Here is a 13756-nt window from a genome sequence, read left to right as displayed (position 1 = left end):
TAACCCTGATAATGTTAAACATGGGTGCTTTAAATTTGCGCACTTTTAAATACGTGCGCTTTTGAAAAAGTATTTAGGTAAACCCCATGCCAATATAAATCCAATAAGTGGCAACGCCATTTGCATAATAGCGTACACGGCACTGGTGCGTCTGCTTGCGCCATTGGCAAGCGTAACGGCTTCGGTTGTTATTGTGGCTATTCGCCCGCCGCCAGCTAAAAGCGTGGGTAGGTATTGCCCAAAACTAATGGCTAAGCCCAGTGCGGCTGCAATTAAAATAGGAGCAAACAACTGAGGTAGTTTTACTTTAAAAAACACCTTGCATGGCGCTGCACCTAGGCTTGCTGCAACATGAGAAAAACGAGGATCTAAGCGCCTATAGCTGCTCGCAAGTGACAAAAACACATAAGGCAACACAAACAGTAAATGAGTAAGTACTACATTAAAAAATGCAGCTTGGTTATTTACCAATTGTTGTATCCATACAAGCCCAAACAAAAAGGCAATACTGGGTACTAATAACGGTAAGTAAATAATTAAACTAGTAAAACGAGAAATAGGTTTATCACTCAACTGCTCTGACTCTAAACACAATAAAGTAAGGATAATGGCAAATAGTGTGGTTACTAAACCGATTGCTAGCGTATTAACAAGCGGGCTGCCCATTTGCATTAGCGCACTTTTAAAATGCAGTAGTGTAAATTGCTCAGGCATTGCATCTGGAAAACGCCAAAAGCCGGCAATCGACCACATAACTAGACCAATAAGTGACAACATTATAAAGCTAATTACTAATGCGGTGAGTACGACCGTTATTTTTTGCCAATAAAATCCGCCGTATTCGCGCACTCCATTAGTGAGAGAGTCGCTAAATAGCACTTTTACGGCCTTTTCCCCGCCAAGCCAAAGGGCTAACAAACCGCCTGTAACAGCCAGTTGTAATAAAGCACCTGCAGAGGCTTTAATACGCAGGTTTAAATCAACATCGTTAAACCAATGCATTATTGCAACGGCCAGCGTGGGTGGTGTATTTGGGCCTAAAATGAGTGGCATTTCTACACTGGCACTGGCATAGGCAAGCACTGCTAAAAGCGGTAAACGCAGCAGCGGATAAAGGCTAGGCAGTATTACTTTAAAAAAGGCGGTCATTGGGCAATAGCCCAAGTTAAGCGCAACCTTATGTTGCTGGCGTAACTTTTTGCCAAGCTCAGGTTGGGCAAGTACACCCAGTGCCATTAATAGTAAAAAAGGCAGCTCTTTGAGTGTTAAGCCTAAAATAATACTAATACCGAACGAATCATGCGGAAACATGCCGTTTGGCGCAAGTTCCCAGCCGCTTAACCAAGGCGACGCTAAGCGTGAAATCATACCTGAAGGGGCAATTAAAAACCCTACTGCAATAGCCGCTGCGGCATGAGGTATCACTAATATAGGGCTCAATAAACGCTGAATTCGGTTAAGCCACGGACTATTAAAAAACGCAGCTAAAATCATTAAGGTAATGATAAATGCAAGCAAAGTACTTATTAAGCCCGTTGCAACGCTTAAGGTAACCATTTGGGTAAGGCCAGATGTTTGCCAAAGGGCATTAAAACCTTGCAAGCTAAACGTTGTTTGCTCAAGTACGGGCGCATAACCAAAGGCAGGCAGCAATACGCTAATTAAGCCACCAAGTACGGGTAGTATAAGTAAAGCGAGTAAAAATCGCGGGCTAAATTTTACAATGCGCGTAAACATATCGGTGCTGCACTGCGTTGTTGCTTTGGTATTTACCGGAACACTTTTTGAAATAACGCTCATTGGCTTACTCCATAACGGGTTTGCCAACCTTGCATAATGGCGTTTACCCAGCTTGGATGAGGTTCACTCAATGTGCGTTTAATACTGTTTAAAGGCAGTGCACTTGGATGCGGTTTAGCTGTTTTAAATAAGGCTTGCTGATCAGGCGTTAGCGTTGATTGAATAAGTACGCTTTTATCGCCCCATATATGCGCTTTTTGTTTTTCAGCTTGCGCCTCTGGGCTCATTAAAAAATTAGCGACTAATTGCGCGCTTTGCTGGTGGCTTGCATTATAAGGAATTGCCACAAAATGGGTGTTACTTAAACTGCCGTCACTCATTGCATAGCTGCGAATGCTGTTTGGTAAATCATAGCGTTTTACAGCAGCTGGTACTTCGGGTGCAGAAAAAGTAAAGGCTAAACTTAGCTCTGTATCGTCTACTAGGCGGCGCATTTGCGCGCCACTTTGCATAAAATGAGTGCCGCCGCGCCAAAGAGTTGGGTGCAGTTTATTTAAAAACTCCCACAAAGGGTTTAACACTTGCGCCGTGTTTTTAGTAGTAGCTGGTTGGTTTAGCTGCGCTTTAATGTTTTCGCTGCTTTGCTGATGCAGTACAACTAAGGCGTACTTTAAAAAGCTCATGCCTAAAAAGTCAGGCGGCTTTGGGTAACTAAAGCGACCAGGGTTTTGTGCGCTCCAGTTTAATAATTCGTTTAATGTAGTTGGCAATTTGTTGTTTGCATTACCATTTATTGCAATGCTGTCGTAATAAAACGTAAGTGAAGCTTGCCCCCATGGCGCTTCCATTCCATTGGTAGGTAGTCCAAAATCAAAGGTTACAGCAGGATTGTTAACAGGATCGGTAAATACAAAGTTAGGTAATTTATTCGCCCATTGCTTTAAAAGAAGAGAGTGCTCGCTCATTGTGGCAAAGTTAGCCCCGTTGATCCACACTAAATCCACGCTGCCTTGGTTGCTATTGTTTGCTGATTTTTCGGCAAGTACACGGCTTACTGCTTCGCTGGTATCGCTTAATTTTACATGCACTAGGTTAATGTTGTACTTAGTTTTAACTTGCTGCGCTGCCCATTGAATATACGCATTTATTTGCGCGTCGCCACCCCATGCATAAAAGTATACATCTTGATTACTACCAAGTGCTTGAACTTGTTGCCAGCGAGATTGTTGCTGTGTGTTTATTACTAAATTACTTTTACTATTTGAATTAATAACGGTATTAGCAAACACAGTGCTCGAAAAAACAGCTAAATTTACGATTGTACAAACGCAAAACGCGACACAGCAAAAACTGTATCGCGTCAGTGTTTGCCAAAACTTAATGGCGAACATTTAAATCCCAGTTGTAGTCTAAAAATTTAACTTTCATGTCATCATTTTTAAGTGATTTTTGCTGAGCGGGTATCAGTTTAAGGGCATCAGGATACTGCAAGAAAAACTGCTGTAGCGTGTTTGCACCTCTAAAGCCTTTTTCAAAGTCATCGCCGTACCACTTAAATATTGAAGACACGCTTAGCGTATTTTCTTGAGCCATATTACGTGTCATATCTGATAAAAAGCGCACCGTTTGCTCTTGCAATTGGCTTTCTAAATCAGTGGCTGTATACGCTTCTTCTCGAAGCGCTGGGCAACCAATACTCGCGCAATTTACCGCAAAGTGAATGCGTGGGTCGTTGTATTTACCACTGCTACGGATTAAACCATGCTCTATATCATCAAGGCTGCGTGTTTTACCAAGCAGCGGCACAAACTCTTTACTCCATGGTGAGCTAAAAAAGCTCCCTAAGTCTTTAATTGACTTAATATCAGGGTATTTAGTCAATATAAGTTCAACAGTCCAGGCGTTATAAGCATTGATTAAAAACGCAAGTTGCTTAGGCTTTTCCCACGCATCAAATTCGCTTTGCGTTACCGCCGTTAACGAATCTAAATACGTTTTTAGCTGTGCATGCTCACGTTTTATAGCAGCGTAATCAACCTCAGTACTGTGACCTTGGTTAATTTCGATAACGTGCTTATTTAACAATGTATTCCAGCTATCGTGCATGTTCTGGGCTTGGGCTGAAAATGACGTTGCAAACGATGTTGCAACTAAAGCCGAGCCAAGTAGTAATGCCTTTAGAGGTGTTTTAAACATAATTAACCTCGACGCCAAGTATGGTATTTTTCAAGCAAGTTAAGTACTTTTTCAGGAGCATGAGCACGTTTCCACTCGCCTGCTGCGTATTTGTTACCTTCAGCCCAAGTAGGGTAACTGTGTATAGTACCGAGTATTTTGTTAAGGCCTAAGCCGTGTTTCATTGCCAGTACAAACTCAGCAATTAAGTCGCCAGCGTGTTCAGACACCACAGTAACACCGAGTATTTTGTCTTTGCCTTTTGGTGTAATCACTTTAATAAAGCCTTTTGTAGCGCTGTCGGTAATTGCACGGTCTAGCTCTTCAAATTCAAAGCGAGTAATTTCGTAATCTATGCCTTTGTCTTTTGCGTCTTGCTCGTTTAAGCCAACACGTGCAACTTCTGGGTCAATAAACGTAGTCCACGGAATAACACGGTAATCTACTTTAAACTTTTTAAGGTGACCAAATAAACCATTTACCGCAGCGTACCAACCTTGATGAGCGGCAACATGTGTAAATTGATATGGACCTACAATATCGCCCGCTGCAAAAATATTTGGGTATAGCGTTTCGAGGTATTCATTTGTTACTACGGTGCGGTTTGTTTCAATGCCTAGCTCTTCAAGGCCATAACCTTTAAGGCGTGCACTTCGGCCAACAGCACATAATAGCTCGTCGTATTCAATCTCGATTTCTTGGTCGTTATGTTTAACAATAATGAATTTTTTACCATCGCGGGCTTCACAGCGCAGTGCCTGATGCGATGTTAAAATATTAACGCCACTTTCGGTTAACGCTTCGTGAGCAAAAGTAGACACTTCAAGGTCTTCTTTGATCATGATGCGTTCTGCCATTTCAATTTGCGTAACACTTGAGCCTAAACGTGCAAAGCTTTGTGCTAATTCGCTACCAATTGGACCGCCGCCTAGTACTACAAGTTTTTTAGGGGCCTCGTCTAGCTCTGCAAATTTATTCCACAAAGTATCGCTTGTTACATAGCCTGTTTCTTCAATACCAGGTAGTGGCGGTACAAATGGGCGTGCGCCAGTGGCAATAACAATGGTACGGGCGGTGAGTGTTTGCGTGCCGCCATCGTTAAGCTTAATTTCTACAGTCCACGGGTCTATTAATTTACCGTAACCTTTTACAACATCTACGCCTAAGTCGGTGTAGCGCTCAACACTGTCGTGTGGTGCTACATCGGCAATAACTTTATGTACACGTGCCATTACTTTTTTGAACGAAAACTGTGGTGTTGCGTTTTCTAAGCCGTAGTTTTCACCATGGCGAATTTGCTCTGCAATTTTAGCGCTTTTAATAACTGCTTTACTTGGAACACAACCGTAGTTTAAACAGTCGCCGCCCATTTCGCCCGCTTCAATAAGGGTTACTTTTGCTTTAACAGCAGCAGCAATATAACTTGTTACCAAACCACCTGCCCCAGCACCAATAACAATCATGTTACGGTCGAATTTTTTTGGCTTAGTGTAGTTTTTGTATACGCGACGTTTTTTAAACACGTTTAAGATTCCTTTTGCAATGAAAGGGAATATACCCAATAAAGCGAATGATAAAATTAAGTTGAATGATAAAATTTCAGATAAGCTATCTATTTTGGCCAGTTGCGTACCTGCATTAACAAATACAAATGTACCTGCTAGCATACCTAGCTGGCTTACCCAGTAATAAGTCCATGACTTTATTGAGGTAACACCCATTAGTAAGTTGATTAAAAAGAACGGAAACACCGGTACTAAACGAAGAGTAAATAAGTAAAATCCACCTTCTTTTTCAACGCCTGCGTCAATTGCAGCTAAGCGCTCAGGAAAGCGTTGCTTAATAGTGCCACGTAGTAAGTAGCGCGATACTAAAAAGGCAAGTGTTGCGCCAATAGTTGATGCAAAAGATGCAACCAATAAGCCTTCAACTAAACCAAACAATGCACCTGCTGCAAGTGTTAAAATAGCGGCGCCCGGTAAAGAGAGAGCCGTTACCACTACATACAATAAAAAGAACCCACCAATAATGAGTAGCGGTGATTGCTCTTTGTAATCGCTAAACTGATCCATCGACCCTTTTAAGCCATCAAGCGTGAGCAATTGATGCAAATTAAAGTGAAAGAACAAGCCTACGGCGGTCGCTGCAATCAATAATAAAAATATTTTTTTAATCATGTTCTCTCTCTTTCAAACTTGTCTTTAAAAATTATGGGTAAGCGTAAGCTTGGCGTTTATTGGCAACTCAGGAAAAGCTAAAGTTGCACCAAAGTAACCGCCTTCAAATACTGGGCGCCAGTTTTTTTGATTCGTTATGTTGTTCACATCTAATCGTAACTTGGTACTAGGCGTAAAAGCATAGCTAGTATTTACGTTTAGTGTGTACTGATCACGAATTTTTACTGTCGCCAAAAAGTCTAATGGGTAACTCTTTGTATATAGACCCGAAAAACCCGTTTGCCATTTCGAATTAATTGAATAATTTCCGTTAAAGCTGAACGATTGCTCAGGGATACCCTGTACACGGGTGTTTGAAGGTGCAAAAGCGGTAAAGCTAGGTGCGCCAACACTGGTACCTTCAATAATATCTGGACGTGAGTTGTCAAATGCATCGGCTACTTGAGCTGAATCTTGGCTACTTGCAGAATTATCGTAGCGAGCATCAATATAGCTGTAGCCAGCACTTAGCCAATAAGGGTAAGCATCATAAAATACTTGGCTTTCAAAGCCGGTAGTACGAATGCCGGTATTGCTACCATCGCGATTACGTAAACTACGTCGTTGGCTAAACACTGCTCCATCGGCGTACCAATCACTGTCGGTTGGTGCGTATTTTAAACCAAATTCAACTAAAGTATTTTCGGTTGAAAAGTTTTGCGCGCTAATCGTGTTGTCGCCACCAAGAGACGTGCCGCCAGCCATGCTATTTGATGTGGCTTCGTTGTAACTTGCTGCACCATAAGTGGTGTAATCACCGTTTAATCGGTAGTTAAAGCTTACTTGCCCTGAATGTAGCTTATCGTTAATGCTATCACGAGCTGCAATTTCACCCTCTGGTGCTATTGGGTCGTGCGCGTCTACGTCATAAAAATCAATGCGGTAGCCAACACTTGTATGAAACTTATCTGTCCAATCAGAATCCTGCTGAATAGCAAAGCCTGTTTGCCATGAGCGCGAATCGGTAGTGTCTGATAAGTTAAAGTCGCCATTGCCGTCATTATTAATATCATATTGACCACCAGGGGATACAAATATACCTGGGCTAATTTCAATTAAACGCGCTTGTTGTTCTGTTGTTAAAGGAATGCGACGATTTGAAAGTGGACCAGTTAAATCAATAGGGAGGTCGGCTTCGGTGGTAAATTGGCTGTAACCTAATACACGGTTGTAACGCACATCAAATGCAAAAATGGTTTGCTGTTCGCTATTCCAAAGGTAAGTGAGCTCGGTACGGTTTTGCGCGGTATCGGCACCATCTATAATTTCAACAAAGCTATTTTGTGCAATTTCTTCACGTTGTAGGTGCTGAAAATACGTAATGTTTTTAATCGATGCATTGCTAGAAAGCTCACGCTTATAAATACTGTGTAGTAAATACGTGGTGGCTTCGTTTTGATTATCAGGATCGGTAAGTACTGTGCTACGGTTAATTTTTACTTGCCCAGTAGGTGAAATAATTGAACCTGCTGCTGGTACCGTGCTGCCGTTTGCTTGCACGCCTTGGCCGGTAATATAAAGGCCACTATCTATTAGCGCTTGAGTAGGGCGGTTAATTCCGGCGTTATCGGTAAATTCAACTTGGTATAACTCAAAGTTAATATCCCAGCTGCTTTTGTCATCGGGTAATACACGTAATGATGCAAATAAGCTGTCGCTTTTAGTTCCCGAAAAATCGTAGTAACTGCCGTTATCAATATGTTCAGCGCTGACTCTAAAACCTACTTTGTCTTTTACAATGGGTGCACTGTAATCAACTAAGACACTGTATTGATCCCATCGACCTGCAGATACAGTTGCTTTGCCTTTGCTTTCATCCGTAGATGCTTTTTTAGAATGTAAGTTTACAAAACCACCGTTGCGTTGGCTTGAGCCAAATAATACTGGTGGCGCGCCTTTTACTACATCTATCTGTTCTATAGAGTTGAACGATAACGGCACACCAAAGCCATTATTACCTGCTTGACGGCGTGTACCATCTTGAAAAAGCTCACCCAGTTGCCCACGAATAGTAGGTAAACTGGGTGCGCCAAAACCACTAGCTGAATAGGTATTAGGGCTTACTGCGAGTACGTCTTGTAGGCTTGTAATATTAAGTTGTTCTATTAATTCGCTTGAAATAGGCGTTACTGAGCGGGCTATATCTTGTAGGGCTAAGTTGTCACCAAAAGGTCCATCTACCGTGGCATTTTTAACTGAAAGGCCTTGAGATTTAATAACTTGGCCTGCCACCTCAATGCGCTCTATTGTGCCATCTTTTGTTGTTTTTGATTCTTCGGCAGCAAAAGCATTAAGTGGTGTATTTAATATAGTGGCAAGGGATAGTGCTAAATATGCGTGTTTCAAACGTTTTCTCTCTACGGTTAAAATGTTGTTGGCGATAAAGACCGAAGGCTATAAAAATAACTTTCAGTTAATTTGTGTTTCTTTTTTGTTTTTTAGAACATAAGCCTAAGCAAGTATTTTAAAGTAGTACTTAAGTGCTTTAATTTAATCGTTTATGTAAATAACTGCTTTTTAAGATATTTTTAAGCATAGTATACTTTTATAAAGCATGTACGGCACTGTTTAAGTTTTATCAACAAAGACTTAAAGCGGATCGTTAATAAAAATAATTACTATTTTTTGAAATAAAAATTAAGTTATACGGTCTAGGTTACTTCATCGTTTATTAATATTTATTTAAGGAAGTTTTATGACAGGCTCAATCAATTCTGATGTTCAAAACCGTTTACAATGGTCACTTTTATCTTTGCGTTTAGGCGTGTTTATTGTAATGGTTATGTGGACGTTTGATAAATTCGTAAATCCTGGTCATAGCGCACGTATTTTTGAACATTTTTACGGTATTAGTGGCTCATCTGATATTGTTGCTTATGTAATTGGTGCTCTTCAACTTGTTTTAGTGTTGGCATTTTTAGCGGGTATTAAAAAGCGCGTTACTTACGGTATCATTTTTGTAATGCACGGCTTATCTACGCTTTCTTCGTACAATCAGTATATAGACGGTTTTAACAACTTATTATTCTTTACAGCGTGGCCAATGTGGGCAGCGTGTTTTGCACTTTACTTACTACGTGACCAAGACGTTAAGTTTACTGTAAAGTAATCAAAACTAATCGTTATAAGCCGACAGAGCTGTAACTAAAAAGTACACGGGGCTAAGCTATTTACTACTTCGGCCCCGTATATAGCCTTTCGGCAATTCTCCTCATAATCCAATTTCTTAGTCATCCTTTTAAAATAAATTTTTCATTTTATTTCAGTCTCAATATTGCGTTAGATCAAATTTAATACATTTTTAAGAACAATATCGACAGCTTTAGTTTATGTTAGCTATACGGTTAGTCGGTTTTAAAAATTATTCAACTCAATGTTGTATAGAAGGCTTGCATGAAAAAGGTCAAAATCTCATCAGTACATCAATCACCAAACCGTTCAGCAAATAAATCAACAAACAATCAAAATAGTGATGAATGGAGTAACCTCGATTTAGCGCAATTTCAAGAAAAACTAAAAACATCATCCGACGGGTTAAGCCAAATTGACGCAACACAAAGATTGGTACAATACGGGCCTAACGAACTAGTCGAAGAAAAAACAAACTTATTACTCAAATTTTTATCTTACTTTTGGGGGCCAATACCGTGGATGATCGAGGCCGCTATTATTTTATCGGCACTTGCTAAACACTGGGCTGATTTTTTTATTATTTTGGTTTTATTGTTATCTAACGTATTGGTAGGTTTTTGGGAAGAGCACCAAGCGGGCAATGCAATTGCTGCATTAAAAGCAAAATTAGCAAATAAGGCGAGAGTACGCCGCGATACTCAATGGCAAAACTTAAATGCCAGTGACCTTGTGCCAGGCGATGTTATAAGAATGCGTATGGGCGATATAGTGCCTGCTGATGCGCGTTTGTTAGATGGCGATACAGTAGAGGTCGATCAATCATCACTTACGGGTGAGTCGTTACCGGTTATAAAGTCGGCGGGTGAAACTGTTTATTCGGGATCTATTATCCGCCAAGGTGAAATAGAGGCAATAGTATACGCGACCGGTGCAAATACCTTTTTTGGTAAAACGGCGCAGTTAGTACAAGGGGAGCGAACTGCAAGTCATTTTCAGCGAGCAGTGCTTAAAATTGGTAATTATTTAATAATGCTTGCTGCGGCTTTAGTACTGCTTATAGTTATTGTTGCTTTGTTTCGCGATGATCCAATGATCACCACATTACAGTTTGCACTCGTATTAACCGTTGCGGCAATACCGGTAGCAATGCCAACAGTGCTATCAGTTACTATGGCGGTAGGCGCTCGTTTATTGGCTAAAAAGCAAGTAGTTGTAACGCGCTTAGCTGCAATTGAAGAGCTAGCAGGCGTTGATATTTTGTGCTCTGATAAAACCGGCACACTTACGCAAAATTTATTAACGTTAGGTGACCCGTTTTGTGTTGATAATGCACTTAATGAAGTAAACCGCGATGACGTTATATTGAACGCCGCATTGGCATCTCGCTCAGAAAATAACGATCCGATTGACTTAGCAGTATTACAAAGTGTAAAAGCTGAGCATCATCTAGATTCCTACTATATAGAGCATTTTCAACCATTTGATCCTGTAAGCAAACGCACTGAAGCGTCAGTTAAAAATGCTGACGGCAAAACGTTTAAAGTAACCAAAGGTGCACCACAAGTTATTTTAGCCTTGTCGGCTAATATTGAGGCAGTTAAAACTCAAGTTGAGGCGTCAATAGATGAATTTGCAGCACGTGGGTTTCGCTCTTTAGCGGTTGCTAAAACAGACGGTCAGGGTAAATGGCAATTTATAGGTGTATTGCCGCTTTTTGATCCACCGCGTGAAGAGGCAATACAAACGATTACCGATGCAAAAGAAATGGGAATGAGCGTTAAAATGGTCACCGGCGACCAAGTGGCGATTGCACGCGAAACTGCCAGTAAACTCGGTTTAGGAACAAATATTTTAGATGCCAGTGGTTTTGGTGCCGTTGAGCATCATAAAACAACGCAGCTAGATGACTCTATCGAGAGCGCGGATGGTTTTGCGCAAGTATTCCCTGAGCATAAATACCATATTATTGATGTGCTACAGCATAGAGGGCACATTGTGGGTATGACCGGAGACGGTGTAAATGATGCGCCAGCACTTAAAAAAGCTGACTGTGGTATTGCTGTATCGGGTGCCACCGATGCTGCCCGTTCAGCAGCATCTATTGTGTTAATGACCGATGGCTTGTCGGTTATTATTGATGCAGTTAAAGAGAGCCGAAAAATCTTTCAACGCATGAACAGTTATGCAATTTACCGCGTTGCAGAAACACTTCGCGTATTACTGTTTATGACCATGGCGATATTAATTTTTAACTTTTATCCACTAACAGCCGTGATGATAGTGATGCTTGCGCTACTTAACGATGCGGCCATTTTATCTATTGCGTACGATAATGTGCATTATCAAAATAAGCCCGAAACATGGAATATGCGACTCGTTTTAGGGATCTCTTCAGTACTGGGGATTGTTGGTCCAATAGCTGCCTTTGGTTTGTTTTATTTAGGCGATAAAGTATTTGAATTTGACCGCCCTCATCTTCAAACCTTAATGTATTTATTACTATCGGTAGCGGGGCACTTAACTATATTTTCAGCGCGTACTCGTGGTCCATTTTGGTCAATTAAGCCGTCAAATATATTAATGGCAGCGGTATTTGGTACGCAAATTATAGCAACGTTGATTGCTGTTTACGGCGTGTTTATGACTCCACTAGGATGGGGATGGGCATTTGCTGTATGGGGATATGCCTTGGTGTGGTTTTTTATTAATGATGGCTTAAAACTAATTGCCTATAAAGTTTTTGATCCAACAGAAGCTCCCTTACTAGAGAAAAATTAGCACATAGGCTTAAAAAATGGTTATAAGCCAAGTGGCTTATAACCAATAAGTACACAGGGTGTGTTAAATTCGGTTTATGATTTATGCAACTAGTGCATAGCATCGTTGTATTGTTTTGCTAGGCTCTCTTTTTGCCCTTCGGTCAATGCTTTACCGGCTAATTGAAATACTTCATGTTCTTCTTCACTCAGATGATGGTGCACTAAATGATGCAACTTTTTAGCTGCAACTAACCATGCAGACGAGCTCATTTCGGTATCTTCAAGTTGTTCAATTAATTCATCAATTTCGTGATGTTCAGCTACGCTGTGGCGCGCTTTTTCATGAGTTAAGTCATCAAACATAAGGGGGTTATAAAAGTAACGTTCTTCAAATTTTGCGTGATCTTCTAATTCCGTTTTTAGCTCATCCATTAGCTTGTGGCGCTGCTCTGTGTCGCCGTGTGTTTGAATAAGCGCATCTACCAATTCTCGTTGTTTGTCATGATCGTGACGTAGTGCTTCAAAAATATTCATAACTCATCCTTTTACAATTTATTTGTTTATATCATTAATTAGCAAACTAAATGCCAAATATTAAGTTGATGTATTTTAATGAGTTTATTTTTATTTTTTATTTTCAGGCTGCTATTACTGTAAATTTTACAGTGACATGAATGCAAAAATTTCAGGCTTTTACATAGTTCAATTATAAATAGAGTATAAATCCCTACAGAACCTTACAAATACTTACTGGTTGTTTATTCTATTGCAGTGATAAAGTAGCAGCGTTATTTAGGTACAACCTATATATTACTCCCACATATAATACCAATCGGTATAAATGCAAGTAGCACGTTAACTTAATAGGATAGTTTAAGGATGAACATAAAAAGCCTCGTCGTCGCATTATTACTGTGCGCTTTATTAAGTGCATGTAGTACAGCCCCGCGTTCTGACCCTAACTTTTGCATTGAAGAGGCTGAAACATTTGATCGAAATGGCGCTCAAACAAGCACAGAGGTTTATAATCAATGCATAAGTGCGCAAATAAAAAAAGATGAAAACAACGACACTTTCTTTGATGCAGTGGGGGCGTTCTTTTTTGAATTTTTTGTAATGGTGGTAGAAAAGTAAATACGGCTAACTTGCAGCTATAGTCTAAAGCAAATAAGTTGCGTAAAAATAGGATTAGTTATGAAGCAATTTTTGATAACAATTTCACTTTTATTATTATTAAACGGCTGTGCAGCGCAACCTTATGCGGGCTCAGCAAAGTGCATGGAACAAGCTGATATTGCATACGAAACCGACACACTTAAAAATGAGTCATTAGATAATGAATGCAAAGCTACAAAAGTAAATACGCCTAATAAAGAGCTTGAAAATCATGGTGTGGTTGATAGAAGCCTTTTACAAATACTTGTTAGTGTTTTAAATAGCGTATTTTAATAGTAAAAATATAATTAAATAAGGTATGTATGAGGGAAGAACTAAGAGCAAAAATAATTACCGTATGCGATAAAAAAATAGCCAGCAAAGGCGAAAACGTTGGGCTTTCTTTTTATGCATTTTTTGCCAATAAAAACGACAACCCAGAGCTACTCATGGAAGCAGCTACTTGGTGGATACACATTCATAAATTAGATCATTTTGTAAAAGCAAAGACCATCAAACAAATGATCTTAGATAGGCTTTAGCTTAAAAGGTAGTGTTTAGAAATCTGTGTCATTTCAG

11 protein-coding genes are annotated in these 13756 nt (G+C 40.2%); 5 read left to right on the top strand and 6 right to left on the bottom strand.

The features are described from left to right. Positions 1-45 precede the first annotated feature (45 nt). From GQR55_RS09370 to GQR55_RS09350, 5 genes are read right to left on the bottom strand one after another with little or no spacing between them, the layout of a single operon-like run. Positions 46-1800 carry an ABC transporter permease subunit gene (locus tag GQR55_RS09370; protein ID WP_166420371.1) on the bottom strand — a complete coding sequence of 585 codons (1755 nt, stop codon included), beginning with the start codon at positions 1798-1800 and terminating at the stop codon, positions 46-48. Beyond that, positions 1797-3131 (bottom strand): ABC transporter substrate-binding protein, encoded by a 1335-nt coding sequence (locus tag GQR55_RS09365; RefSeq protein ID WP_166420370.1) that lies wholly within the window; start codon positions 3129-3131, stop codon positions 1797-1799. The genes GQR55_RS09370 and GQR55_RS09365 overlap by 4 nt, the downstream gene beginning before the upstream one ends. Continuing rightward, the gene (locus GQR55_RS09360; protein ID WP_166420369.1) at positions 3118-3936 is read right to left on the bottom strand and encodes a DUF547 domain-containing protein; all 819 of its coding nucleotides are present in this window, start codon (positions 3934-3936) and stop codon (positions 3118-3120) included. The genes GQR55_RS09365 and GQR55_RS09360 overlap by 14 nt, the downstream gene beginning before the upstream one ends. A 2-nt stretch (positions 3937-3938) precedes the next feature. Beyond that, positions 3939-6092, bottom strand: coding sequence for a bifunctional TVP38/TMEM64 family protein/FAD-dependent oxidoreductase (locus tag GQR55_RS09355; protein ID WP_166420368.1), 2154 nt, complete (start codon positions 6090-6092; stop codon positions 3939-3941). Between the two features lie 24 nt (positions 6093-6116). Beyond that, positions 6117-8477 (bottom strand): TonB-dependent receptor, encoded by a 2361-nt coding sequence (locus GQR55_RS09350; RefSeq protein ID WP_166420367.1) that lies wholly within the window; start codon positions 8475-8477, stop codon positions 6117-6119. 349 nt (positions 8478-8826) lie between these two features. On the opposite strand from GQR55_RS09350, the gene GQR55_RS09345 reads away from it, so the two are divergent. Together GQR55_RS09345 and GQR55_RS09340 are read left to right on the top strand one after the other, a co-directional pair. Beyond that, positions 8827-9240 (top strand): hypothetical protein, encoded by a 414-nt coding sequence (locus GQR55_RS09345; protein ID WP_165741369.1) that lies wholly within the window; start codon positions 8827-8829, stop codon positions 9238-9240. Positions 9241-9524: 284 nt separating this feature from the next. Beyond that, positions 9525-12041 (top strand): plasma-membrane proton-efflux P-type ATPase, encoded by a 2517-nt coding sequence (locus tag GQR55_RS09340; RefSeq protein ID WP_166420366.1) that lies wholly within the window; start codon positions 9525-9527, stop codon positions 12039-12041. An 89-nt stretch (positions 12042-12130) separates the two neighbouring features. Here GQR55_RS09340 and GQR55_RS09335 read toward each other — a convergent pair whose 3' ends face one another. Next, positions 12131-12556 carry a hemerythrin domain-containing protein gene (locus GQR55_RS09335; RefSeq protein WP_166420365.1) on the bottom strand — a complete coding sequence of 142 codons (426 nt, stop codon included), beginning with the start codon at positions 12554-12556 and terminating at the stop codon, positions 12131-12133. A 345-nt stretch (positions 12557-12901) separates the two neighbouring features. Between GQR55_RS09335 and GQR55_RS09330 the strand changes: the two genes are divergently transcribed. From GQR55_RS09330 to GQR55_RS09320, 3 genes are read left to right on the top strand one after another with little or no spacing between them, the layout of a single operon-like run. Beyond that, positions 12902-13156, top strand: coding sequence for a hypothetical protein (locus GQR55_RS09330; RefSeq protein ID WP_166420364.1), 255 nt, complete (start codon positions 12902-12904; stop codon positions 13154-13156). Positions 13157-13216: 60 nt separating this feature from the next. Continuing rightward, positions 13217-13471: a hypothetical protein gene (locus GQR55_RS09325; RefSeq protein WP_166420363.1), complete on the top strand. Its 255-nt coding sequence runs from the start codon at positions 13217-13219 to the stop codon at positions 13469-13471. 29 nt (positions 13472-13500) lie between these two features. Continuing rightward, a complete protein-coding gene (locus tag GQR55_RS09320; RefSeq protein ID WP_166420362.1) occupies positions 13501-13719 on the top strand; it encodes a DUF6500 family protein in 219 nt (72 codons plus the stop codon). The last annotated feature ends 37 nt before the right edge of the window (positions 13720-13756 follow it).

Source organism: Pseudoalteromonas sp. Z1A8 (assembly GCF_011378855.1).
In the GTDB taxonomy this organism is placed as follows: domain Bacteria; phylum Pseudomonadota; class Gammaproteobacteria; order Enterobacterales; family Alteromonadaceae; genus Pseudoalteromonas.
Note: the sequence above shows the minus strand (reverse complement) of the source record. Positions and strands in the feature narration are given on the sequence as shown.